Source organism: Streptomyces flavofungini (genome assembly GCF_014650815.1).
Classification (GTDB): domain Bacteria; phylum Actinomycetota; class Actinomycetes; order Streptomycetales; family Streptomycetaceae; genus Streptomyces; species Streptomyces flavofungini.
In genome coordinates this window covers 45,441-67,632 of the sequence record NZ_BMVR01000020.1, presented here as the reverse complement: position 1 = coordinate 67,632, position 22,192 = coordinate 45,441, and the positions used below count along the sequence as shown (strand labels likewise).

Annotated in this window: 21 protein-coding genes; 12 read left to right on the top strand and 9 right to left on the bottom strand. The window is 73.7% G+C overall.

Going from position 1 to position 22,192, the window contains the following annotated elements; all coding sequences use genetic code 11:
- The first annotated feature begins 73 nt into the window (after positions 1–73).
- Together IE274_RS35620 and IE274_RS35615 are read left to right on the top strand one after the other, a co-directional pair.
- A complete protein-coding gene (locus IE274_RS35620) occupies positions 74–1,312 on the top strand; it encodes an FAD-dependent monooxygenase (RefSeq protein WP_190120081.1) in 1,239 nt (412 codons plus the stop codon).
- A 10-nt stretch (positions 1,313–1,322) separates the two neighbouring features.
- The gene (locus IE274_RS35615; protein ID WP_190120080.1) at positions 1,323–2,228 is read left to right on the top strand and encodes a Gfo/Idh/MocA family protein; all 906 of its coding nucleotides are present in this window, start codon (positions 1,323–1,325) and stop codon (positions 2,226–2,228) included.
- Here IE274_RS35615 and lnt read toward each other — a convergent pair.
- From lnt to IE274_RS35595, 4 genes are all read right to left on the bottom strand, one after another.
- Positions 2,173–3,804, bottom strand: coding sequence for an apolipoprotein N-acyltransferase (gene lnt / locus IE274_RS35610; protein WP_190120079.1), 1,632 nt, complete (start codon positions 3,802–3,804; stop codon positions 2,173–2,175). The two genes, IE274_RS35615 and lnt, sit on opposite strands and share 56 nt — an antisense overlap.
- Before the next feature lie 103 nt (positions 3,805–3,907).
- Positions 3,908–4,444 carry a nuclear transport factor 2 family protein gene (locus tag IE274_RS35605; RefSeq protein ID WP_190120078.1) on the bottom strand — a complete coding sequence of 179 codons (537 nt, stop codon included), beginning with the start codon at positions 4,442–4,444 and terminating at the stop codon, positions 3,908–3,910.
- A gap of 244 nt (positions 4,445–4,688) precedes the next feature.
- Positions 4,689–4,868 (bottom strand): hypothetical protein, encoded by a 180-nt coding sequence (locus IE274_RS35600; protein WP_078619226.1) that lies wholly within the window; start codon positions 4,866–4,868, stop codon positions 4,689–4,691.
- A gap of 294 nt (positions 4,869–5,162) precedes the next feature.
- The gene (locus tag IE274_RS35595; protein WP_229910018.1) at positions 5,163–6,539 is read right to left on the bottom strand and encodes an MFS transporter; all 1,377 of its coding nucleotides are present in this window, start codon (positions 6,537–6,539) and stop codon (positions 5,163–5,165) included.
- Between the two features lie 329 nt (positions 6,540–6,868).
- Between IE274_RS35595 and IE274_RS35590 the strand changes: the two genes are divergently transcribed.
- The gene (locus tag IE274_RS35590) at positions 6,869–7,564 is read left to right on the top strand and encodes a TetR/AcrR family transcriptional regulator (RefSeq protein WP_190120077.1); all 696 of its coding nucleotides are present in this window, start codon (positions 6,869–6,871) and stop codon (positions 7,562–7,564) included.
- 9 nt (positions 7,565–7,573) lie between these two features.
- Here IE274_RS35590 and IE274_RS35585 read toward each other — a convergent pair whose 3' ends face one another.
- Entirely contained in the window at positions 7,574–8,497 is a 924-nt protein-coding gene (locus IE274_RS35585; RefSeq protein ID WP_190120076.1) for a LysR family transcriptional regulator, read from the bottom strand.
- 170 nt (positions 8,498–8,667) lie between these two features.
- On the opposite strand from IE274_RS35585, the gene IE274_RS35580 reads away from it, so the two are divergent.
- Positions 8,668–9,216, top strand: a complete 549-nt coding sequence (locus tag IE274_RS35580; RefSeq protein ID WP_190120075.1) for a cupin domain-containing protein — start codon at positions 8,668–8,670, stop codon at positions 9,214–9,216.
- On the opposite strand, the gene IE274_RS35575 is transcribed toward IE274_RS35580, so the two are convergent.
- Positions 9,188–12,031 carry an alpha/beta hydrolase family protein gene (locus IE274_RS35575; RefSeq protein ID WP_190120074.1) on the bottom strand — a complete coding sequence of 948 codons (2,844 nt, stop codon included), beginning with the start codon at positions 12,029–12,031 and terminating at the stop codon, positions 9,188–9,190. The two genes, IE274_RS35580 and IE274_RS35575, sit on opposite strands and share 29 nt — an antisense overlap.
- Positions 12,032–12,233: 202 nt before the next feature.
- Here IE274_RS35575 and IE274_RS35570 point away from each other — a divergent pair, with 202 nt between their 5' ends.
- The 5 genes from IE274_RS35570 to IE274_RS35550 all read left to right on the top strand — a co-directional run bounded on the left by IE274_RS35570 (position 12,234) and on the right by IE274_RS35550 (position 16,420).
- A complete protein-coding gene (locus IE274_RS35570) occupies positions 12,234–12,776 on the top strand; it encodes a GNAT family N-acetyltransferase (RefSeq protein WP_190120073.1) in 543 nt (180 codons plus the stop codon).
- A 577-nt stretch (positions 12,777–13,353) separates the two neighbouring features.
- Complete coding sequence (locus IE274_RS35565) at positions 13,354–14,373, top strand: ATP-grasp domain-containing protein (protein WP_190120072.1); 1,020 nt, start codon at positions 13,354–13,356, stop codon at positions 14,371–14,373.
- Between the two features lie 195 nt (positions 14,374–14,568).
- Entirely contained in the window at positions 14,569–14,952 is a 384-nt protein-coding gene (locus tag IE274_RS35560; RefSeq protein ID WP_190120071.1) for a hypothetical protein, read from the top strand.
- A 79-nt stretch (positions 14,953–15,031) separates the two neighbouring features.
- Positions 15,032–15,463, top strand: coding sequence for a peptidase inhibitor family I36 protein (locus IE274_RS35555; protein ID WP_229910029.1), 432 nt, complete (start codon positions 15,032–15,034; stop codon positions 15,461–15,463).
- Positions 15,464–15,835: 372 nt separating this feature from the next.
- Complete coding sequence (locus IE274_RS35550; RefSeq protein WP_190120070.1) at positions 15,836–16,420, top strand: hypothetical protein; 585 nt, start codon at positions 15,836–15,838, stop codon at positions 16,418–16,420.
- Between the two features lie 646 nt (positions 16,421–17,066).
- Here IE274_RS35550 and IE274_RS35545 read toward each other — a convergent pair.
- The 3 genes from IE274_RS35545 to IE274_RS35535 all read right to left on the bottom strand — a co-directional run bounded on the left by IE274_RS35545 (position 17,067) and on the right by IE274_RS35535 (position 19,611).
- Positions 17,067–17,426 (bottom strand): hypothetical protein, encoded by a 360-nt coding sequence (locus IE274_RS35545; RefSeq protein ID WP_190120069.1) that lies wholly within the window; start codon positions 17,424–17,426, stop codon positions 17,067–17,069.
- Between the two features lie 350 nt (positions 17,427–17,776).
- Complete coding sequence (locus IE274_RS35540; protein ID WP_190120068.1) at positions 17,777–18,649, bottom strand: undecaprenyl-diphosphate phosphatase; 873 nt, start codon at positions 18,647–18,649, stop codon at positions 17,777–17,779.
- A 254-nt stretch (positions 18,650–18,903) separates the two neighbouring features.
- Positions 18,904–19,611 carry a TVP38/TMEM64 family protein gene (locus IE274_RS35535; protein WP_190120067.1) on the bottom strand — a complete coding sequence of 236 codons (708 nt, stop codon included), beginning with the start codon at positions 19,609–19,611 and terminating at the stop codon, positions 18,904–18,906.
- A 49-nt stretch (positions 19,612–19,660) separates the two neighbouring features.
- Here IE274_RS35535 and IE274_RS35530 point away from each other — a divergent pair, with 49 nt between their 5' ends.
- The 3 genes from IE274_RS35530 (at position 19,661) to tuf (ending at position 21,988) form a co-directional block, all read left to right on the top strand.
- The gene (locus tag IE274_RS35530; RefSeq protein ID WP_190120066.1) at positions 19,661–20,374 is read left to right on the top strand and encodes a DNA alkylation repair protein; all 714 of its coding nucleotides are present in this window, start codon (positions 19,661–19,663) and stop codon (positions 20,372–20,374) included.
- A gap of 167 nt (positions 20,375–20,541) precedes the next feature.
- Positions 20,542–20,691, top strand: coding sequence for a hypothetical protein (locus IE274_RS35525; protein ID WP_190120065.1), 150 nt, complete (start codon positions 20,542–20,544; stop codon positions 20,689–20,691).
- 121 nt (positions 20,692–20,812) lie between these two features.
- Entirely contained in the window at positions 20,813–21,988 is a 1,176-nt protein-coding gene (gene tuf / locus IE274_RS35520) for an elongation factor Tu (protein ID WP_190120064.1), read from the top strand.
- Positions 21,989–22,192: the final 204 nt, after the last annotated feature.

The following is a 22,192-nucleotide window of genomic DNA, read 5'->3' as shown; positions in this document are numbered from 1 at the left end:
GTCTCGCTGTCGGCACTACATCTGTAGTTTCCGCCGGTGCCTTGGTCAAGTATGCGCGCGACAAGGAGAGATCATGCCCGGAACAGCGAATTCTCCCGAGCCCCACGCCGTTGTCATCGGCGGCGGCATCGGTGGGCTCACCGCCGCCATCGGCCTGCGGAATGCGGGCTGGCGGGTCACCGTGCTGGAGCGCGCCGGGTCCCTGGAGCCCATCGGCTCCGGCATCGGCCTCGCCCCCAACGCCCAGCGCGCCCTGGACGTGCTCGGCCTCGGCGACCGGGTGCGCGAGCTCGCCGCGTGGGAGGGTGCGGGCGGGGTGCGGGCGCAGGACGGGCGCTGGCTGGTGCGGACCAGCGCGGCCGCGACGGAGCGGGCGTTCGGCGGCACGCTGGTGCTGCTGCACCGCGCGACGCTCGTCGACCTGCTCGTCGCCGAGCTGCCCGCCGACTGCCTGCGCACCGGCGTTGACGCCCGCCTCACCGACCCCGGCGGCCCCGGCCGCCGAGCCGTCGTCACGACCGGTGACGGTGACATCGAGGCCGACCTCGTCGTCGGCGCCGACGGCATCAACTCCGCAGTCCGGACGGCCCTGTTCCCCGCGCACCCCGCGCCCGCGTACACCGGCTTCACCGCCTGGCGGCTCATCGTGCCCGCGCCCGAGCGCCCCTTCGCGCCGCACGAGACCTGGGGCCGCGGCGGCGTCTGGGGCACCCACCCACTCAAGGACGGCCGTGTGTACGCGTACGCCACCGCGCTCGTCCCCGAGGGCGGGCGCGCGCCCGACAGCGAGAAGGCCGAACTGGAGCGCCGCTTCGCCCGCTGGCACGACCCGATCCCCGCGATCATCGCCGCGGCCCGCCCCGAGGACGTCCTGCGCAACGACGTGCGCCACCTCATCGAGCCGCTGCCCGCCCACCACCGTGGCCGCGTGGCCCTCATCGGCGACGCCGCGCACGCCATGGCGCCCACCCTCGCCCAGGGCGGCAACCAGGCCATCGAGGACGCCGTCGTGCTCGCCCACCACGCGGCACCGCGCGCCGACCTCTTCGCGGGCCTGGCCGCGTACAGCGCCGCCCGCGTCCCGCGGACCACGGCGATCGTACGGAAGGCCGCCCGCGCCGCCCGCCTCAACCACCTCACCGGCAGCCCCGTACGGGCCGTGCGCGACACCCTGCTCAGGACGGCATCGCGGCTCGGCCCGAACCTGATCCTGCGGGGCTTCACCTCCATCGCCGACTGGCGCCCGCCCCAGCCCCCGTATGCTGCGGGAACAGGCTCGGGGGCGCAGGAGCGTGAACCGGCACGACGGTAGGGAGACAGTGGTGAAGGTCGGCTGCATCGGACTCGGCGACATCGCGCAGAAGGCGTACCTCCCGGTGCTCGCCACCCGGCCCGGCGTCGAACTGCACCTCCAGACCCGCACCCCCGCCACCCTGGAGCGCGTCGCCGCCGTCCACCACGTGGCGGAGCCCCGCCGCCACACCGACCTGGACGCGCTGCTCGCCCAGGGCCTCGACGCGGCCTTCGTGCACGCGCCCACCACCGTCCACCCCGAGATCGTCGGCCGCCTCCTGGAGGCCGGGGTGGCGACGTACGTGGACAAGCCGATCGCGTACGAGTACGCCGAATCCGAGCGGCTCGTGGAGCTGGCCGAGGAGCGCGGTGTCAGCCTCACCGTCGGCTTCAACCGCCGCTACGCCCCCGGCTACGCCCAGTGCGTCGAGCACCCGCGCGAGCTGATCCTGATGCAGAAGAACCGCGTGGGCCTGCCGGAGGACCCGCGCACCATGGTCCTGGACGACTTCATCCACGTCGTCGACACCCTGCGCTTCCTCGTGCCCGGCCAGATCGACCACGTGGGGGTGCGCGGCCGGGTCGAGAACGGACTGCTCGAACACGTCGTGCTGCAGCTCGCGGGCGACGGGTTCACCGCGATCGGCGTGATGAACCGCCTCAGCGGGTCCACCGAGGAGATCCTCGAAGTCTCCGGCCAGGACACCAAGCGGCAGGTCCTGAACCTCGCCGACGTCATCGACCACAAGGGCCAGCCCACCGTGCGGCGGCGCGGCGACTGGGTGCCGGTGGCGCGGCAGCGCGGCATCGAGCAGGTCGTGCTCGCCTTCCTCGACTCCGTGCGCGCGGGCAAGGTGCTCAGCGCGCGGGACGCGCTGGCTAGCCATGAGCTGTGTGAGCGGGTGGTGCGGGCCGTTCAGGAGCAGGCCTCCTGAACGCCCGCGCGCCCTCCGCCGCGCACAGCAGCGCGAGGACGACCAGCGCCGCGTGCACCGGCCAGTCGCCGAACCGCACGTACAAGGTGGTGCCGGTGGCCAGCGGGACGTCGTACGCCGCGGTGCTCGACGCCGACGTGCCGAGCGGCGCGCCGACGCGTTCGCCGCTCGGGCCGTAGACGGCCGAGACGCCGGTGAGCGTGGCGTGCACCATGGGGCGGCCGGTCTCGGCGGCCCGCACGGCCGCGAGCGAGGCGTGCTGCTCGGGCGCCCAGCTGTGCTGGAACGTCGACGTGGCGGACTGGGCGAGCAGCACCTGCGCGCCCTCGCGGGTGAGGTGGCGGCTCATGTCGGGGAACGCCGACTCGAAGCACACCAGCGGACCGACCCGCAGCCCCTGCCCCACGGTCATCACGACGGGCCGGTCGCCGCGCCTGCGGTCCTCGCCCGCGGCCTTGCCCACCGAGGTCGCCCAGCCGAGCAGGGAGCGCGCGGGCACGTACTCGCCGAAGGGGACCAGGCGCATCTTGTCGTAGCGGTCGCCCGTCGGTCCGTCGGGGCCGACGAGCACCGAGCTCTTGAAGATGCCGGGACGGTCCGAGCGGCGGGCGTCGACGTTCACCAGGATGTCGGCGTCGAGCTGCCGGGACAGCGCGGTGAGGCGCCCGGCCAGGTCGGGCCGGTCGGCCAGGTCGTGGCCCACGCTGCTCTCGCCCCACACCACGAGGTCCAGGTCGCGGCCCGCCAGGGAGCGGGTGAGCTGTTCCTCGCGGTTGAACCGCTGGTCGGCGCTGTCCACGCCGTTCATGACGCCCGGCTGGACGACGGCGACGCGGATGTGGCCCGCGGGTTCGGGGCGCGGGGACCAGGTCCAGGCCGCCGTGGTGGCCGCGCCGACGGCGACGAGACCGGCGACGGCGGGGACGCGGGCGCCCCGGTTGGTGGCGAGCACGGCGACACCCGTGTTCACGGCCACGACCAGCGCGCTGACCAGCCACACCCCGCCGACCGACGCGAGCCGCAGCGCGGGTTCCACCTCCCACTGGCTGGAGCCGAGCAGCCCCCAGGGCCCGCCGAGCCCCTCCCAGGACCGCACCAGCTCCACCATCAGCCAGCCGGACGGCAGGACGAGCAGCGCCGCGGCGGCCCGCCCCGGGGCGGGCGTACCGCCGAGGAGGCGACGTACGAGCCAGCCCCACGGCGCCCACAGCAGGCCCAGCAGCGCGGCGATGACCAGCGTGAAGACGTGCAGGCTCGGCAGCAGCCAGTGGTGCACGGCGACCATGAAGCCGAGCCCGCCGAGCCACCCGTCGAGCGCCGCGCGGCGGGGCGTCGGCGCCGAGCGGGCGAGGAGGATCCACGGCACGAGCGCGACGTACGCGAACCACCACCAGGACGGCGCGGGGAACGCCAGGGCGGGCAGGGCGCCGCACAGGGCGGCGAGGGCGCCGCGCTGCCAGGGCGAGGTGAGATCGCCGCGCCGCCACGGCGCGGCGTCGGGCGTGCGCCGCCACGCCGTGGCGTCCGCCCAGGTCGGCACCCATCGGTGCCGTTGCCTGCTGCCGAGAACGTCCATGCAGCGCGCCTTTCTGCCCCGATCCGTCCGACGCGGCTGGTGCGTCCGCAGTCGTACGTTCAGTGTGCGCGCCCCTGACGATCTAGGACAGGGGGCGCATGGTTCAGGTAACCGGGTCGGACCAGTGCTGTCTGCGCCACTTCTCGTGGACGACGACCTGGCGCAGCCGCCAGCCGTTGTGGGTGCGGACGGCGGTGAATTCGTAGCGGCCGCCGCATTCGAAGTCGGGCGCGGTGCTCCCCGGCCGGTCGGCGGCGCCCGGGCCACCTGGCTCGGCCGTGCGGTCGGCGCTGTCAGCCGTGTCCGCCTTGCCTGCCAGCCGCATGGGGTTGGCGTAGTCGGCCTGGATGCGGGCGGAGTCGCCGATGTCCTGGTCGCGGACGTCGAAGCGGATCCTGCGGTTGACGATGAGGTGCTGGCGTACCGCGAAGATCCGCAGGGACTCCGTGAGCCAGTCGGCGACCTCGGACATGGGTCCTTCGATGCCGCCGGCCGAGCGGTAGTCGGCGCGTCCGTCGGGTGCGAACAGCCGACGGTAGCCGTCCCAGTCGCCGTCGTCGACGGTGATGGCGTAGTCGGTGATGAGGGTGTCGATGGCCAACCGGTCAAGGACTGCGGCGAGTTCCACGCGCTGCGTCATCGGATCAGTCTTGGGCACCGGGGGTGCGGAGCCAAGAGGCCGGGCGCGAGTGGTTGTGCCGCCGGGGCCTCAAGTGGCTTGATGGGTCCGTCCGGACTGGTGGGGAGGGTGCGCGCGAGCTGGTGGTGATCGCTCGCGCGCGGTCGGGGATTTCCTCGGTGGCGGGCGGACCTCAGACGCGGTGCGGCCGACTGACGGCTCACGCGCGGAAGAATGCGTGCGTACTGCCCCCGTTGTGCGCCGCTTATGCGGCCTGCACGATCTCCGCGCGTACCGCCTCGGCCCACTCGGTCACCAACTGCTCGTACTCCCGCCGCTGTTCTACGGAGAGGCGGCCGCCCGCACGCAGCCACAGGCCGCGTATCCGCTCGTTCAACTCGGCCGACGACCGCACGGAACCATGGGGTTGAGGGGTGAGGGGCATGAGGTCAAGCCTAGGGGATAGCCCTGACAATCGGAACTGTCAGCTACCGCACACCTGCGGCAGGTGATCGCGCCGGGGCGCCGCAAGGCGCGCGCGTCCGGCGCGAGTTGGAGTAGGTGCGCTGGTCGGCGGGGCTCGGGAGGGTGGTTGAGGTCCGCCGGGGCGCGGTGTAACGGGCTCGCGCAGTGACGGACGGCACCATGCGGTACGTCACTTGGCGCGCAGGGGGCCCGCGTTCGGTGATGCCGCCGTCGGACAGCGGCATCACCGGCACTGGACCGCTGCCGTCGTGCGTCAGGTCGTGGTGGGCCTGATGCGCCGGGCGGCGAGGATTCCGGCGGCCGCGAGCGCGGCGGTGAGGGCGAAGGTCACCGTCAGGGCGAGGGTCACCGAGCCGCCGTGGGCCGCGGACAGGGTGACGGCGGCGCCGCCGAGGCCGCTGAGGACGGCGACCGCGAGGGTCTGCGCGAGCTGCATCGAGCCGCTGGCCTCGCCCTGCTTGTCGGCCGCCGCCTGCTCCATGGCGTCGGTGGTCGCCGCGTTGAAGGCGACGCCCATGCCCGCGCCGCCGATGGCCCAGCCCGCCACGGCCGTCAGGGCGGGCACGGCGTCGACGAGGACGCCCAGCGCCATCACGGCGATGCCCACGAGCAGGACCGCGAAACCGGCGGCGATCGGCGCGGCCCGCGAACGCCCGCTCCAGCGACTGTCGGCCCGGCCCTGCCAGGTCGCCCCGAGCACCCAGGTGATGGCGCCCGCCGAGAGCCCCAACCCGGCCTCCGTGGCGCTCAGTTCGCGCAGCCGGACCAGGCCGAGGGGCAGGAACGCCTCGCTGCCGAAGTAGGCGCCGCAGAGCAGGAAGCGCAGGACGACGCCGGTGGGCACGCCGCGGCGCACGGTCAGCGTGCCCGCCGGGGTGACGCGCCGCAGCGCGAGCACGGCGATGGCGGCGCCCACGGCGGACAGGGGGATCAGGAGGGCGAGTTGGCGCAGTTGCAGGCCTGCCAGGAGGAGGCCGGTGCCGGCGGCGAGGAGGACGCTGCGGGCTACGGGGGTGGACCACCATGGGGTGGCTTCGGTGGCCGGGGCCGGGGCCGGGGCTGAGACCGGGTCCGGGGCCGGACTTCCAGGGTCTCCGGCGTTCCCCGGGCGCCCGAGACGGCGCAACTGCGGCAGCGCGAGCGTCGCCGCCACCGCGATCAGGGGCAGCAGCAGCACGAACACCCCGCGCCAGGAGACATGGTCGGCGATCACGGCCGCGATGCTCGGCCCCACCAGGGACGGCACGGTCCAGCCGCCGGAGACCAGGGCGAACATGCGGGCACGCAGGCGCTGCGGATAGGCCAGCGCGATGGCGGTGTACGCCAGCGCCATCACGGCCCCGACCCCGAGCCCCTGGAGGAACCGACCGGCGAGGAAGGCGGGCCAGTTGGGCGCGGCCCCGGCGAGCGCGCAGCCGACGGCGAACACCGCGAGGCCGAGGGTGAGCGGGCGGGCCGGGCCGTGGCGGTCGGCGGCGACGCCCGCGGCGACGGTGCCGATCAGGTTGGCCAGCATCAGCGCGGACAGGCCCCAGCCGTACGCGTTGAGTCCACCGAGGCGGCCCGCGATCTCCGGCAGCACGGTGGCGACACCCATCGACTCGAAGGCGACGAGCCCGACGGACAGCACGATGCCCCAGGTGAGGGCGGAGTACGGGGCGCGGAAGACGCTCTCGGGGCGGGCGGTCGCCGCGGCCGCCGGTTGCGCCCGCGATCGCGTGGACGACTGCGTACGTGACTCCTGTGCGGGTGATCCGTGCGCGGTCGGCCCCGGCTCGGGCGATTCCTGCGCGGCTGACCCCTGCGCGGGTACTTCCTGCCCGGGTGACTCCTGCGCGGCTGGCCCCGGCTCGGGTGCTTTCCGCGTGGTCGCTTCTTGCTCGGACGGCAAGGTCGACCCCCCATCTTTCGTTTCGATCCGGAATGGAACGAAAGTAGATGCTACCTATACTTGCCGCCATGGCAACCCCCGAGTCCGCGGCCCCCGCCGCCCGTCCCGCCCCCGCGACCGGCCGGACGGGACGCCCCCGCGACGTACGGCTCGACGAAGCCATCCTGGAAGCGACGCTGGCGCTCCTGGAGGAGTCCGGCTACCCGAACCTGACGATGGAGGGCGTCGCGCGCCGCGCCGGTACGACCAAGCCGGCCATCCGCCGCCGCTGGCCGTCCCGGCAGCACCTGGTCATCTCCGCCCTCGCGGAGAGCATGGGCACCGCGCCCACCCCCGACACCGGCTGCACGCACTGCGACCTGATCCTCGGCATCGAGACCCTGAGCCAGGCGTTCGGCGGCACACTGGGGCGACGTACGCTGCCCGCGCTCGTGGCCGAACTGGCCGACGACCCGGATCTCGACCGCGTCTTCAACGAGACGATCTTCCGCCCCCGCAGGGCCACCACCGAGGCGGCGCTGCGCCGGGGCGTCGAGCGCGGTGACATCCGGCCCGACGCCGACATCGACCTGCTCCTGGACATGCTCGGCGCCACCACGTACCACCGGGTGCTCTTCGGGCACCTGCCGGTGACGGACTCGCTGGCTCACGACGTCGTGATGGTGCTCATGGAGGGTGCGGCGACCCCGCGTTGGCGCGGCCACTACCGGCAGCAGCACCAGGACGACCCGCGCGCGGGCGGACCGGCCGTGCGGACGGGCTGAGCCGAGCGGTCAGGCGCGCAGGGCCTGGAGCAGGTGGCGCAGGGGTGGGCCGGGCGGGCCCGGCAACGCGGCCAGCGACGTGGTGAGTTCGGGGGCGGCCAGGCGTCGTACGGCCACGCGGGGTACCGGCGGCAGCCCCGTCACCTCGTAGAAGACCGTCCAGGAGGGCGAGTCGGCGCTCTGCTCGGCCAGGCCGGTCAGGGTCTCCTGGAGGGTGGTGAACGGCGGCCCGAGCAGGGGTTCCGCTCCGACGGCCCGCAGCGCTCCGGTCACGAGGTCGTGGAAGGGCGGGTTGTGCTCGCGCGGGGCCAGGCGCAGCGGGAGGTCCGCCACCTGCTCTAGCCGCAGGGGCGGGGCGCTCGCCGGGGCCGGGCCGGACGCGGGCTCCGGCCCGCCGTCGGACCGGGCCGCCGCCGGATGGTCCGCGGGCAGCGCCACGTACAGCGGATCCCGCCACACCGGCAGCAGTTCGAGCCCCGGCGCTCGCGGCACCGCCCGCACCAGCGCCGCGTCCAGCTCGCCGGAGCGCACCGCCGCGAGCCGCTCGGTGAGGGGCAGTCGGCGCAGCCGTACCCGGAGCCGAGGGGCCGTGCGCCGCAGTGCGTCCAGGAGGCGGTACGTCCGGTCGCCCGGCCCCTGGACGGTGCCCAGGCGCAGCAGCCCCTCGTCGCCGGACGCGACGTCGGCGGCGACCCGCCGGATGCGGTCGGCCGCCGCGAGCACGGCCCGGGCCTCGGGCAGGAGCCGCTCACCCGCGGCGGACAGGTGGACGTGCCGCGTGGACCGGTCGAACAGCGCGACGCCCAGCTCGCGTTCCAGGCGGCGGACCTGCTGGCTGACCGCCGACTGCACGACGCCGAGGCGCTCGGCGGCCCGGCTGAAGCCGCCCTCGTCGGCCACGGCGGCGAAGTACTGGAGCTGGCGCAGTTCCACGGGTTCCTCCTGCGGCGCCGATGCGGCACGGCCCACGGCCGTCGCCGCGTCGTGATCGGCGATTCATCACGATCGGTGATTTCTGCAGGGAACAACTGCTTCTGGTGCGCGACTTCTTCCCCGGATCGAATGGGAGCCACGAACAAGGCGACAGAAAGAGAGCACGGGCCATGACCGAGCAAGAAGCCCTGGGCGCCCCGGCCAGAACAGGTGCCCTCATCGTGCGGGCCGGTTCCGCCGAACACGTCCCCCTGCCGCACGGCGGCGGCTTCGACCTGCTGGCCGACGGCGCGGACACGGGCGGCGCTCTGGGGGCGAACGGGCTGACCCTCGGCGCGGGCGCGGACGGCGCCAGGCCGCACTTCCACGCGCGGTCGACGGAACTGTTCCACGTGCTCGACGGAGCCGTGGAGTTCTTCCTGGACGGCGGGATGACGACGGTCACACGGGGTGGACTCGTCGTCATCCCGCCCGGGATGCCGCACGCGTTCGGCGCGGCGGCCGGTGCGACCGCCGCACTGCTGGCGGTCCTGACACCGGGGGTCGACCGGTTCGGCTACTTCCGTGCCCTGGGCCGCGTTCAGCACGGCCTGGACACGTTCGACAGCCTCCTGCCCGAACAGGACCGGTACGACGTGCACTTCCTCGGCGGCGCGGACGCCGCCGCCTGGGACGAGGCGCGCGGCCGGGCTACGCCCGGTCGCGCACCGTCCCGGTGACCGTCGGGCCGACGTGCGGCTCCCACGCCTGGTCGTAGGTGACCAGGCGCAGCCGAACGGTCTCCTTGGACTCCCGCACCCGGTCCTTGACGGTGGGCACGCTCACCTCGACGCTCCGCTTCCCCGCGGCGATGCCCGCCGGGACGTACGGCGCCTCCGACACCTTGGACAGCCGTCGCGCCGGGTTCGGCGACCGGTCGAAGGTCTTCTTCAGCCAGCGCTTGTCGACGTCCTTGGTGGACAGTTCGGTGCCGCCGGCGACCCGGCGGATCTCGAATCCGGCCTCGATGTCGGTGTCGGCCGCCTCGGACAGCGTGACGCGCCACTTGAGGGCCTTGCCCTCGGTGACCCGGTTCGCGACGGGCTTGACGGTGACCTTGGGCATCGGGTCGTCGTTGCGCACGAGCACCCCGCCCTGGTGGGAACCGACGACCGCGCCGCTGACCGCCTTGACCATGACCTCGTGGGACGTGTCGGCGCCGTAGCGCTTGTTGCCGCGCACCGTGACGGGCACCTCGACGGGGTCGCCGCCCGGGCGGACCGTCACGATCTTGCTCGTGGTCCTGCGCGTACGCGGATCGGTCACGAACAGCCGGACCTTGCCGGTGCCCTTCCCGGAAACCCGCACCGGCACCCGGTACTTGCGCACACCCGAGTCACCCTCGTCGACCTTCAGGCGGCCGACGTCGACCCGCGCGAGGTCGGCGGTCCCGGCGTCCGGAGTGCCCGGGCGCCAGCCCCACCCGTCCATCAGCCAGGCGCGCCCGGAGCGGCTCTGCGGGGTCAGCTCCAGCGAGGCGACCTGCTTGAGGTCGACCCCGGCGCGGGCGGCGGCGGACAGCGGTACGCGGACCTCGCGCCCCCAGTAGGAGGCGGTCATGTCGGTGCCGGGCAGCCCGTTCACGCGGACCGCGCCGAGCTTCGCCCGCTTGCCCGAGGCGTCCGTGACCGCGACGTCGAGGCGGGTGCCGGTGCTGTTCGGCGGCACGATCACCCGCAGCGCGAGCGACGTGGAGCCGTCGAGGGACACGGGCTTCTTCGGGGTGACCTTCGTCGGCGTGCCCGGCTGCGACCAGCGCATCGCGACCGCGCTCCGGCCCGGCTCCGGCGAGGGGCCCCAGGCCGCGAAGTGCGGTGAGGCGCCGTGCACATCGGGGGCGAGGCAGGAGCGGGACTCCCTGCTGTCCACCTGCGCGCACAGCCGTCCGCCGGACACCGCGACCGAGGAACCCGGTACGAACGCGGGCGTGCGGTTGCCGCCGACGGCGTGCGTGAGCACGCGCGCGGGCTTCGCCGACGGGGCCCGGCGGCCGGAGCCGTCGAGCAGCGGACGCACCCGGTCGTCACCCTCGACGAACAGGCGGGCCGCCGCCGCGATGTACGTGGAGCCCGCCTTCTGCTGCTGCTTGGCGGTCAGGCGCGTGGGCTTGCCCTTGGCACACACCGCGTCGGGCCTGCTGCCGGAGCTGAAGTCGTCGGACGCGGGCGCCTCGGCCTGCCCCGGCGTCCATTCGGTGTTGAAGAAGTTGTGGTTGGCGCCGACCACGTAGACCGCGCTGTGCAGGGCGGTGCCGCGGCTGACGCCGCGCGTTCCGTCGGCGTAGATCTGGCCCTGGAGGTCGGACACGTCGCCGTCGCAGCCGGGCAGGATCGCCGCCGACGGCACGTCGGGGGCCGGGTTCTGGCCGAAGATCGTGGGGCCGATCAGGACGGTGCCGCGGATGTTCCAGCGCGCCGGTCCCGGCGCCCCGTCCTCGGCGGCGGGCGGCGGGGTCAGGCTGTCGAGCGCGGCGCGGTTGACGCCCTCGCCGCCCCGGGAGTGGCCCACGAGCAGCACGCGGGACAGGTCGGCCGGAGCGGTGTCGCGCACGGCCTTCGGGGCGTCGCCGCGGCCCGCGGCCCAGTCCGCCCAGCGGGCGAGGTGCTGACGTACCAGCGACGAACGGGCCTCGGCGCCGCCGTCCTCGGCCACGTCGTCCTGGCCGTTGATGCCGTTGGCGGCGATCGACACCGTCACATAGCCCTGCGACGCCAGGAGCTTCTGGTCGTGCAGGTAGCCGCGGTGGCTCGGCACCGGCTTCGTGCCGCGCTTGCAGGGCCAGCCGCCGTCCTCGGCGCCGCCGGCGTTGTAGCAGGTGTAGTGGCGGCCGTGCAGGAACAGCGCGAGCGGCCGCTTGCCCGGGGCGTCGACCGGCCCGACCACGGTGCCGCGCATCTCCACCGGCGCGGGGAAGCCGGGCAGGCGCACCGACTTCTGGGTGTACTCACCGCTGACCGTGCGGTACTTGCCGGGCACGCCCGGGTCGACGCGGTTCGTGGGCAGGGGGGCCGACTGCTCGGCGGCATCGGCGGGCGGTGAGATCCGCGGGGGCGCGGCGGTGTCCTTCGCGCCCGCGTCCAGACGGCGGCCACCGGCCTCCGCCCGCAGGTCCCCGGCCGCTCCGAGGTGCGTGTCGTCCAGCCGCAGGCGGAAGGTCCGCTGGTCGGCGGCGGGCACGGGGACGCCGAGGAGCCGGTCGCCGGAGTAGAACTCGACCCGGGCGTCGCCCATCGGCACCGCCTCGGGGGCCTGCCACACCAGGTGCTTGCGGGCGCCGGACCCGTCGACCCGCCACCCCTTGGGCAGTTGGTCCTCGGCCGCCCCCGGTGGGGTGGGGTCTCCCGGTGCCGCGGGGGTGCCTTGCGGCGCGGCGGTTCTTGGTGACGCGGGCGGTATTCGGTCGGCGGACGGCTGCGCGTGCGCGAGGCCCGGCACCCCCACCGCCAGCGCGATGACCGCCGCGGCGGCGGTCACCGAGCGCGGGACATGGATCAAGACATTCCTCCGGTTCCATCCTGTTCATCAGCCCCCCGGATCCCTGGAGAGATCACAGGGCCCCCGGGCCTGGAGGATGACAACGGGCGTACCGGGGTTGCCTCGTGCATCACCCTTCACTTGTCCACGTGTGTCGTTCGGCACGTGCCACGGGTGTCGCTCGGCACTTGTCCACGCGGCGTCCGCCACGCATCATGCGGACATGGTTGATCATGATTTCGGGGCCCTGACCGCCGTCCGGCTCGCCGCGTACTCCCGGGCCGAGCAGAACGAGATCCTCGGCGACGGCGCCGACCCGTTCGGCGTCGCGGAGACCGGCCTGACGTGGCTGCCCAAGGAGGAGCACTTCGGGGTCAGGTCGGCGGCGGGCCGACTCGTGGCCCACGCGGGCCTGTTGCGACTGCCGATGGCGATCGGCGGCACCCCCACCGAGGTGATGGGTGTCGGCGGCGTGGCCGTCGCACCCGACGTGCGCGGCCGCGGCCTGGCCCGCACCGTCCTCACGGCGGCGCTCGACCACGCCCGCACGCTGGGGCCCCGGCACGCCCTGCTCTTCTGCCGCCCGCCCCTGGTCGCCCTCTACGAACGGCTCGGCTGGCGGGCTCTGGAGGGCGATGTCCACGTGCAGCAGCCCGACGGGCCGGTGGTCATGCCGCTGCGGACGATGTGGACGCCGTTGGGAACGGGACCCGAGGCGGCCCAGTGGCCGACGGGCGACGTGCGGCTGCTGTCGTTCCCGATGTGAGCGGCGAGGTCGGCCCAGCGTGATCTGGGCGGTGGCGCCCGGTGCGATCCGGGGTGGCGGGTGCGCGGTGGTGCGTGGTCCGGTCGAGGGGGTGTCCGCGGCGGGTGCCTCGCTAGCGGGCGGGTGTCCCACGCGGCGCGGGCGGCGTGCGGGAGGGGCGCGTACCGGGCGCACGAGGCGCAGACCGGGCGCGGGAGACCGGCGCGCCTGCGCACTGGCCGGGGGTCCGGCCCGCGCCTACAGTGTGGGGCCCATGGCGCTGCGGTACCGAGCACGGAATCCGCGTACGGCACTGAGCAGGGATACGGAACCGAGTACGGAAACGGAACACGGGGCCACCGCCCCGCGGCACGTGTCGGGCGCGGGCGCTGCCCCGGCCCGTGGTCACAAGGACCCCCGGCCGGGCGCCGCCCCGGCCCGCCACCGCCGGGACGGCCGGCGGGCGCGGACGCGGCGCCGGACGGGACCCGGCGACCTCCTGCCGCGGAGCGGACGCGTCCCGCCGTGACCGCCGCCCGGGCCCGCGCCACGACGTGCGCGCGGACCGAGTGCGCGCCCAGAGCCGCTGGAGGCAGCCGTGTCCGGACCGTGCGTCGCCCTGATCACCGATCCCACGTCCCCCGAGGGCTGCCGGGACTACCTGGCCCGCGCCGTCGAACTCCTCACCGGCGCGCCACCGCGTCGCATCGACTCCCGCCACTTCGCCCCCTGCGGCACCGGCCGCGTCCGTGACCGCGACGGGATCCGTTTACGCCTCGACGTGCCCGACCAGGGACTGGAGGTGGTGCCCGAAGTGGTCGTGCTGTACGAGATACCGCCGCACCGCCGCCGCGCCCTCGCCGCGTTCCAGCGGCTCCTCGCCCACCACCGCGCGGTGACCCTGGGCGCCGGGGTGACGGCGTGGCGGACGGCCACGGAGAAGGACCGCACGGTCGACCGCTTCCAGCGGGACGGCATCGCGCAGATGGACACGGTCGTCCTCACCCGGCCGAGCGCGCACGAGGCGACCGTCGCCTTCGACGAGCTCGGCCGTGACACCTGGGCGCGGCCGGTCGTCGGCACCGGCGGCAGCGACACCTTCCACGTCACGTCCGCGGCCCAACTGGCCGAGGCCACCGAGTACTACGCGCGTCGGCGCAGCGCCTGGCTGCTCTCGCGCGACGCCGGGAACGTCACCGCCGACGGCGACCGGCACCAGTTCCGTGTGTTCGTCCTCGGCGGCCGCGTCATCCACGCCCGGGAGCACATCCAGCCCGCGACGGACACCCCCTGCAACACCTGCCAGGGGGCGACCGCCACCTTCATCGCCCCGCGCGACCTGCCGCGCCGCCTCACCGAACTCGCCGTCGCCGCCACCGCGTCGGTCGGACTGCCCTTCGCCGGGGTCGACCTGGCGATCGAGAACGGCGGCGTCGTCTTCGAGGTCAACGTCCAGCCCGCCTTCATCGAGGGCGAGTTGGAGCACGTGGCGATCCCGTACGTCCAGGCCCACCTCGACGCGCTCGCCCAGGCGACGGGGAGCCACCGGGGCCGCCATCCGGCGCGGGGCAGGCGGTGGGGGAGCCAGGTCCACGGGCGGTCGCCGCGGGTGGCGTAGGACGTCCGGTCCTTTCCGCGGCGGCCCACGTCCCCGCTGCGAGAGGCCGCTTCACGTCAGCCTGAACGCCGGGTCTCACACCTTCGGGCGAGGGGCGGAATGTCTGACTCCGTGCAGGGGCAGCCTCGCCGTGCCCACGTCCCGGTCTCCGGGCAGGGGTGCCCCAGCGACCCGAAGAGCGACCCGAAGGTGGCCATGCTCCGCAGAATCGTCCTGTCCGCGACCCTGCTCGCCGCCCTGGCCCCCGCGATCGTCTCGACCGCCCCCGCGTCGGCGTCCGCGCCCGCACACGGCGCCGTCGAGCGCGCTCCCGGGGAGGTGTGCTTCTGGACCCAGGCCGGGCAGCACGGCACGGGCTGGTGCTACCGGCCCCCGGGCTACGCCGAAGTCCCCGCGTCCCACCACGACAAGACCGCGTCCTTCCGTTCCGACGTGAACCGGAACCTGTACGCGATCGACTGGGTGCGGGACACCTGCTACTACCGCCTCATCCGCCCGTACGACTTCAGTGACAACTGGTCCTGGGGCTCCCGGATCGACGGCGTCTCCGACAGGACAGAGGGCTGCCAGAGCGCCTGACGACCACCGTTCGGCAGACCCCGACCCACCCCACCGCACCCGACTGCGCCCAACAGAAAGGCCACAGCCCGATATGACGATGAAGCCCGCCTCCGCTCCCGAGTCGGCCCCGAACGCCGCCCCCGCGTCGAGGGGAAGGACCGCCAAGCGGGCCCTCTTCGGCGTCGCCGCGGCGCTGCTGGTGACCGGAAGCCTCGCCGTCGCCGCCCCGGCCGGGGCGGCCGACTGTCCCAGCGGCGAGTTCTGTGCCTGGGAGCACTCCGACTACAAGGGCCAGCGTGCCAACTGGTCCGGCGACGACGGCTGGTGGGAGAGCTACATCGCGGACGAGGACTCCTCGTGGGCGAACCACGGCATCTCGGGACCGGGCATCAAGGACCACGTCAAGGTGTACTCGCGCGCCCACCAGGGCGGCCACATGACCATCTGCCTCACCCCGGGGCAGGAGGTCAACTACAACGGCGCCGCCAACGACAACGGCGACTCCCACACGTGGGCCATGAGCTGCTGATCGCCTCGAACGCCCGGCACGGGCCCGCTGCCTTCGGGCGGCGGGCCCGTACGCATCTGCGGACGCCCCCCGTCACGCGGACCGCAACGGCCGCACACCGGCGCGGAGTTGTCTCGGCCAGTTCTGGCATCCCGCCCGCCGTTCTCCTCCCGGCGGGGGCATAAGCGAAGTCGGACCGCGTATAAGAGAAGTGAGGAACCAAGCGAACCAGGAACCATCGCGTCGTGCCCCGCCCGCCCGCCAGGCAGGGCGACGGCGCACAGTGCCCCGGACCCCGGCTCCGCCCCCTCACGGGGGTGTCATGCCTGTCCGTCCGTGCCCCCTTCGGGCCACGGCGGCAAGAGGAGGTCGACTGTGGGGACCGTGCACCGCATGACGGAGGCCGAGTGCCGTGAGGTGCTGGCCCGGGCCTGGACCGGCCGCCTCGCGGTGGCCCGGCGCGGGCGCCCGTACGTGGAACTGGTCGGCCTGGTGGTGCGCGACGGGGCGCCGGTGGCGCTGGTGTCGGACGCGGGGCCGGTGGCGCGGGCGCTGCCGCCCGTGGTGGCGCCCCGTCAACTTGTCGTCCTGGAGGCCGAGGACACGGACGACGCGGACGGCGCCGACGGCAGTGGCGGTGTCCGCTGGGCGGTCCGGGCGGTCACGGCGCTGGGGCGGCCCCGCTGGGTGGTCGCGGCGGACGAAGTGGGCGCGTGCCGCCATGCCGCGGGCGCGCGGGGGCTGGACGTCACGGTGGACGTTCGGTTCCTGACGCTGACCGGACCGGTGCTGAGCGGCGAGCACTATGTGCTGCGGTGCGGGCCCGGCGGGCCGGCGGTTCCCGTGGACGACGTGACCGGGGCGGCTCCTGGGGGAGTTGAGCCCGCGGGAGGCGGCCGCGTTCAGGGCGGGGTGGCCGCGCGCGGAGGAATTGCCTCCCGTTTGCGACAGCGGTCTTCACTGCGTGGACTGGTTTGACTACTGTGGGTACAGGCATGGTCAGGACGCGGCCGCCGAGGCATGGGCATCGCCCAGGAACGGCCTCTTGGATTTCCCACGGGCCTCCCATGGACTCCCCGCGAGGTCCCAGGACGCTCGACGAGGTCCCACGGGCTGCTCACGGACTTCCCAGGGCTCGTCACGGACTTCCCCGGACTCGCCATGCGGCCGCACCTGCCTTCCCCCGCGCCGGCGGGGGGCCGGCCGGGCGCGGTGACCTCCAGACCGGCTGCCCTCGCGGGCCGACGGTCCTTGACGGGCGGCTGTTCGTGACGGACGCCGCACGAAGGAGGGGGTAAGGCAGCCGGGGCCGCGCTCCAGGCAGCGGACACCGCGGCCCCGGCTCCTCCTCTCCTCGGGGGGAGGCTCCCGCCCGCCCCCGAGGAGAGGACAGCGGTGCGAGGACGCCCGGCGGAGGGGGAGCCGCCACGTCCTCGCACCTCGCGGCCGCCGCCCCCGCCGACGAGCCGGCGGCGGCCGCCCGGGGATACGCCCGTAGGACCAGCGTGCACCCATCGGAAAGAAAAAGCGCCCCTCTTGCCTACACAACGTGCCCAGACGGCCGTTTTAGGTAGCAGAGGGGCGCATGGGGTCAAAGTGGCTACGCACGGTGACCAGTTGAGGGTTACGGCACGAAGTCGAAGGAGTAGTACACGTTGGTGCTGTCCTGCCAGCCGACGCGGGGGTCGACGTAGGCCCTGGCCCCGCCCTGGCAGTCCCGGTCCTTGTAGAGGTAGATCCTCTTGTCGGTGCCGTTGAATCCGGCGATGGCTCCGTCGTAGTAGAGCTGGTAGCAGTAGTACGTGTCGGGATTGCTCTCCGTGCGCGTCACTCCCGACCGCTCGGTCCACTGGACGTAACAGGCCGTGCCCGGGTTGCAGGTCGGAGCGGCCGCACCCGCGGGCGCCCCCGCATGCGCGACACCGGACACCGTGATCGCGAGACCGAACGCGAGCGCGAGACGTAAGGCAGCTTTGCGGTACATCACCGCATACCCCTCTCCATCATGATTTGGCACCACACAAGGCACCGGTTCGGCATACGGCACACCAGATCCGCATACGACGGCCATACTCCCGTCAAGCCACCAGCCCCGTCCATCACTCGTCCGAGGGGCGCAGAGCGCTGAGCGGGGCGCTTGTCCGGCGCGCGAATCCCGGCTTCCGGATCCGGCCGTCCAGCCCACCCGAACGTCCAGCCGCACGTGATCGCGCCCTCGCGGCCCTGCTCTGCGGGGGCTCCGCCACGCAATGCCTCCTGATGTCTCCCGGCATGAGGAAGCCCCCGTGGCCGTCAGGCCTGCGGGGGCTTCGTGCTTGCGGTGGCGTGCTCGTGCTAGCCCGCCGACTCGCCCGCGTGCGGGCTCAACGTACCGGCTCCCACCAGGATGAACAGGATGATGCCGAGCAGGACGCGGTAGTAGACGAAGGGCATGAAGCTCTTGGTGGTGATGAACTTCATGAACCATGCGATGACCGCGTAGCCGACCACGAAGGCGATGATCGTGGCGAAGATCGTGGGGCCCCAGGAGACGTGGCCCTCGCCCGCGTCCTTGAGTTCGTAGGCGCCCGAGGCGAGGACGGCGGGGATGGCGAGGAGGAACGAGTAGCGGGCGGCGCTCTCGCGGGTGTAACCCATGAGGAGGCCGCCGCTGATCGTGGCGCCGGAGCGGGAGACGCCGGGGATGAGGGCCATGGCCTGGCAGACGCCGAAGATCAGGCCGTCCTTGACGCCGAGTTCCTTGAGGCCCTTCCGTTCGCGGACGGCGCGGTGCTTGCCGCCCGTCTCGTCGCGGGCCGCGAGGCGGTCGGCGATGCCGAGGACGATGCCCATGACGATCAGCGTCGTCGCGATGAGGCGCAGATCGCGGAACGGACCCTCGATCTGGTCCTTGAGCGTGATGCCGAGGACACCGATCGGGATCGAGCCGACGATCACCAGCCAGCCCATCTGCGCGTCGTGGTCCGAGCGCGGCACCTTGCCGATCAGCGAGCCGAACCAGGCGCTGATGATCCGCCCGATGTCCTTGCGGAAGTAGATCAGGACAGCCGTCTCCGTGCCGATCTGGGTGATCGCGGTGAAGGCGGCCCCCGGGTCGTGCCAGCCCGCGAACGCCGCGGTCAGTCGCAGGTGAGCGCTGGATGAGATCGGAAGGAACTCGGTCAGTCCCTGGACGAGTCCGAGGATGAACGATTCGAGCCAAGACATGAAAACTGCGCCGTCCAGTAACTGATCGTGTGCTGACCCGTGAGGTGGCGGTCAGAAGCGTTGGCGGGGGACCAGGAGCGGCGAGGCGTGGTGCGGGCGTGCGCGGGGTCGTGCGGGGGCCGGGAGGGGTGATCACGTGCCTCGCCGGGGGCAGCGTAGCGCCACAAGATGAAGCGCTCGTGCGAGGGCGGTCGCCGGGGGCGTCGGGGTGGTGATCGACAGGGCCGTGCGGGGTGTCGCGGGGACGCCCTGCCTCAGTGTCCGCCCCGCAGCCGGTGCCGCTTGCACCACGCCACCACCGCGCCCCCGAGCCCCGTCACCGCGATGAACCCCATCGCGATCAGGAACGCGGGCGACGTCGGCGTCGAGGCGCGGGCGCCCGCTATGACGTACGCCGCCGTGTTCGGGATCGAGCCGAGGGCGGTGGCGAGCAGGAACGGCAGCCAGCCCATGCGGGACACGGCGGCGCAGTAGTTGGCGGCGGCGAAGGGCACGCCGGGGAAGAGCCGCACCGCCAGCATCGAGCGGAACCCGTGCTTGCTGAGCTGACCGTCGGCCGCCCTCAGCCAGCGCCCCCGCAGCAGCGGCCGCAGCGCGTCCTGCCCGAGCACCCGGCCGAGCCCGAAGGACACCCCGGCCCCCAGGACCGTGCCCGCGATCGCCGCGGGAATCCCGGCCTGCGAGCCGAACAGCGCGCCCGCCGCCAGGTTCAGCAGCGGCCGCGGCACGAACGCCACCGTGCACATGCCGTACGCCACCGCGAACGCGCACACCGCGGCGGCGCCGTTGAGCTGCGGCGGCCAGCCCTCCGACAGGAGCCGCTGCGGCTCGAAGAGCAGCACGCCCGTACCGGCCGCGACCAGCATCAGCACGAGCAGGGACAGCCGAGCCCACGGTGACAGGAGCACCCGGGTGCAGCGCACGGCGAGGCCCGGCGTCGGGGCGGCGGCGGTGTCGAGCATCCGGGGAGACTAACCGACGGAAGTATCTGATCGCCGTATGGTGCGTCTCATGAGCGTCACAGTGCCGTCGAGTCCGCTGGCCGACACCGTCGTGGCGCGGCTCGCCGGGCGCTACGCGGAGGCGGCCGATCCGGTCCGGGCCGCGGACACGCGGGCGTACATGAAGGACATCGCACCGTTCTTCGGCCTCACCTCGCCGGTGCGGCGCGAACTGCACCGGGCCGTCCTCGCCGGGACCCCGCGTCCCGACGAGCCGGACTGCGTCGCCATCGCCCTGCGCTGCTGGGAGCTCCCGGAGCGCGAGTACCAGTACTTCGCCGTCGACTATCTGCGGCGCAACGTGCGGCGCTGCTCCTCCGGCTTCCTGCCGGTCGCCCGGCACCTCGTGACGACCCGCTCCTGGTGGGACACCGTCGACGCGCTCGCCGCGCACGTCGTCGGCGGCCTCGTCGCCGCCGACCCCGTGCTCAAAGCCGACATGGACGCCTGGATCGGGGACGAGGACCTCTGGGCGGCCAGGACCGCGCTGCTCCACCAGCTCCGCTACAAGGACGCCACGGACACCGACCGCCTCTTCGCGTACTGCGAACGCCAGGCACGGCACCCGGACTTCTTCATCCGCAAGGCCATCGGCTGGTGCCTGCGGGAGTACGCGAAGACGGATCCCGACGCCGTACGCGACTTCGTCGGGCGGCACCGGGACGTCCTCGCGCCGCTGTCCGTGCGTGAGGCGCTGAAGAACATCGGGGACGTTCGTAGCTGACCCCGACGGGACAACAGGGGAGCAGGGACGGCCGGGACAACCGGGAGGGGCGCGGCGGCGGGGCCCGCCCGTGGTGCGCCTGGGGCTCCTGTGACTGGTGTGCCGCAACTGCCGTATGAGGCCCCTGTGCCAGGGAAATTGATTCGACGCGGACCAGGGCGTCGGCGATGATCGTCGACATGTTCCGGCACGCCTCCTTCCCGCTCACGTCCGCAGTCGCGGACGCGGTCGAGGCTGCCGTCCCTCCGCTCGCCCTCGCGGTCGCCGCACCGCCGGCCGCCCTCGCCGCCCTTCCTTCCGACGGCGCCCGAAGCTGACCCTCCCCGGACATTCCGGCGGACCCCGCAGGGGGAGGGTCGGCCAGGCCCCCGGGGGTCCCCGTCCGCAGGCCGTCCGTGCCGCGGGCCACACCTTTCGAGTTCCGGAGAAGGAACCACCATGTCCAAGACGGCTTACGTCCGCACCAAGCCCCACCTGAACATCGGCACGATGGGCCACGTCGACCACGGCAAGACCACCCTGACCGCCGCCATCACCAAGGTCCTCAGCGAGCGCGGCACCGGCACCTTCGTGCCCTTCGACCGGATCGACCGGGCGCCGGAGGAGGCGCAGCGCGGCATCACCATCAACATCGCGCACGTCGAGTACGAGACCGACACCCGGCACTACGCCCACGTCGACATGCCCGGCCACGCCGACTACGTGAAGAACATGGTCACCGGCGCCGCGCAGCTCGACGGCGCGATCCTCGTCGTGTCCGCGCTCGACGGGATCATGCCGCAGACCGCCGAGCACGTGCTCCTGGCCCGGCAAGTCGGCGTCGACCACATCGTCGTGGCCCTGAACAAGGCCGACGCGGGCGACCCGGAGCTGGCCGACCTCGTCGAGCTCGAGGTGCGCGAGCTGCTGTCCGCGCACGGGTACGGCGGGGACGCGGTGCCCGTGGTCCGGGTCTCCGGGCTCAAGGCGCTCGCGGGGGAGCCACGTTGGACGGCGTCGATCGAGGCGCTGCTCGACGCGGTGGACACGTACGTCCCGATGCCGGAGCGGTACGTCGACGCGCCCTTCCTGCTCCCGGTCGAGAACGTCCTCACGATCACCGGCCGGGGCACCGTCGTCACCGGCGCCGTCGAGCGCGGGACCGTCCGCGTCGGCGACCGGGTGCAGGTGCTCGGCGGCGACGGCGACCAGGAGACGGTCGTCACCGGCCTGGAGACCTTCGGCAAGCCGATGGACTCCGCGCAGGCCGGGGACAACGTCGCGCTGCTCCTGCGCGGCATGCCACGCGACGCGGTCCGCCGCGGCCACGTGGTCGCGGCCCCCGGCAGCCTCAGTCCGAGCCGCCGCTTCACCGCGCAGGTGTACGTCCTGTCCACCCGCGAGGGCGGCCGCAGCACCCCGGTGTCCACCGGCTACCGACCGCAGTTCTACATCCGCACCGCGGACGTGGTCGGCGACATCGACCTCGGCGACGCGGCCGTCGCCCGCCCCGGCGACACGGTCACCATGACCGTCGAGCTGGGCCGCGACATCCCCCTGGAGCCCGGGCTCGGCTTCGCCATCCGCGAGGGCGGGCGGACCGTGGGCGCGGGGACGGTCACGGAGGTCGGCTGACGCCCTCCTGTTCCGGACGGCGCCCGGACGCTTGCTGGCGTCCGGGCGCCGTGGCGGGGGCGGGCCCGCCCCCGGCTGTGTCCCTGGCGGGGCATGGCCGGGGAGCACCTGAACCGGCACGGACAGCGGTACGGATACGGGCACAATGGAGCCGTGAACGAGCCCGTCGAGCGATCCGGACCCGAGGCGATACCCGAACCGCCC

Excerpts from the sequence above, each read along its gene's own strand:
- IE274_RS35555 (WP_229910029.1), top strand. The coding sequence starts at position 15,032 with ATGAAGCCCGCCTCCGCTCCCGAGTCGGCCCCGAACGCCGCCCCCGCG.
- lnt (WP_190120079.1), bottom strand. The coding sequence starts at position 3,804 with ATGGACGTTCTCGGCAGCAGGCAACGGCACCGATGGGTGCCGACCTGG.
- tuf (WP_190120064.1), top strand. The coding sequence starts at position 20,813 with ATGTCCAAGACGGCTTACGTCCGCACCAAGCCCCACCTGAACATCGGC.
- IE274_RS35590 (WP_190120077.1), top strand. The coding sequence starts at position 6,869 with ATGGCAACCCCCGAGTCCGCGGCCCCCGCCGCCCGTCCCGCCCCCGCG.
- IE274_RS35540 (WP_190120068.1), bottom strand. The coding sequence starts at position 18,649 with ATGTCTTGGCTCGAATCGTTCATCCTCGGACTCGTCCAGGGACTGACC.
- IE274_RS35600 (WP_078619226.1), bottom strand. The coding sequence starts at position 4,868 with ATGCCCCTCACCCCTCAACCCCATGGTTCCGTGCGGTCGTCGGCCGAG.
- IE274_RS35570 (WP_190120073.1), top strand. The coding sequence starts at position 12,234 with ATGGTTGATCATGATTTCGGGGCCCTGACCGCCGTCCGGCTCGCCGCG.
- IE274_RS35545 (WP_190120069.1), bottom strand. The coding sequence starts at position 17,426 with ATGTACCGCAAAGCTGCCTTACGTCTCGCGCTCGCGTTCGGTCTCGCG.
- IE274_RS35620 (WP_190120081.1), top strand. The coding sequence starts at position 74 with ATGCCCGGAACAGCGAATTCTCCCGAGCCCCACGCCGTTGTCATCGGC.
- IE274_RS35530 (WP_190120066.1), top strand. The coding sequence starts at position 19,661 with ATGAGCGTCACAGTGCCGTCGAGTCCGCTGGCCGACACCGTCGTGGCG.
- IE274_RS35535 (WP_190120067.1), bottom strand. The coding sequence starts at position 19,611 with ATGCTCGACACCGCCGCCGCCCCGACGCCGGGCCTCGCCGTGCGCTGC.
- IE274_RS35580 (WP_190120075.1), top strand. The coding sequence starts at position 8,668 with ATGACCGAGCAAGAAGCCCTGGGCGCCCCGGCCAGAACAGGTGCCCTC.
- IE274_RS35525 (WP_190120065.1), top strand. The coding sequence starts at position 20,542 with ATGATCGTCGACATGTTCCGGCACGCCTCCTTCCCGCTCACGTCCGCA.
- IE274_RS35605 (WP_190120078.1), bottom strand. The coding sequence starts at position 4,444 with ATGACGCAGCGCGTGGAACTCGCCGCAGTCCTTGACCGGTTGGCCATC.
- IE274_RS35550 (WP_190120070.1), top strand. The coding sequence starts at position 15,836 with ATGACGGAGGCCGAGTGCCGTGAGGTGCTGGCCCGGGCCTGGACCGGC.
- IE274_RS35560 (WP_190120071.1), top strand. The coding sequence starts at position 14,569 with ATGCTCCGCAGAATCGTCCTGTCCGCGACCCTGCTCGCCGCCCTGGCC.